At 66.4% G+C, this 438-nt stretch carries 1 protein-coding gene; it reads right to left on the reverse strand.

Annotation, left to right across the window (positions count from 1 at the left end):
• Positions 1 to 430, reverse strand: a 430-nt coding sequence (locus JZ791_RS44310; RefSeq protein ID WP_254207398.1) for an aldehyde dehydrogenase family protein, incomplete at its 3' end; no start/stop codon positions are given.
• Positions 431 to 438 lie beyond the last annotated feature (8 nt).

Consider the following 438-nt stretch of genomic DNA (forward strand, 5'->3'; position numbering starts at 1 on the left):
AGAAGGGGAAGTTCCAGGGCATCACGCCCAGGATCGGGCCCAGGGGTCGGAAGGACACGTACGCCTGGTTGCGTCCCCCGGTCGGCACCGGCTCGTCCGCCAGAAAGGCCGGCCCGTTGTCCGCGATCCAATCGATGGTCGCCGCGCATTTCTCGATCTCGGCACGTGCGGCGGCGATGGTCTTTCCCATTTCCGCAGTGATGAGGGTGGCCAGGGTCTCGGAACGCCCGCGCAGGACAGAGGAGAGCCGGCGGTAAGCCGCCACGCGCGCACCCATGGGCGAGGCTCTCCACTCCTGGAAAGCCGCGGCATTGCGGTCGAGGGATCGGCGCACCTCTTGCGGCGTGGAGAACGGATGGCTTGCTATCAAGCCGCCCGTGGCAGGGTTGCGCGTGACAGCGCAATGGGATTCCGAATGGTCGCTTTCCATCTACAGCC

Source organism: Nocardia alni (assembly GCF_019038435.1).
Lineage (GTDB): Bacteria > Actinomycetota > Actinomycetes > Mycobacteriales > Mycobacteriaceae > Nocardia > Nocardia alni.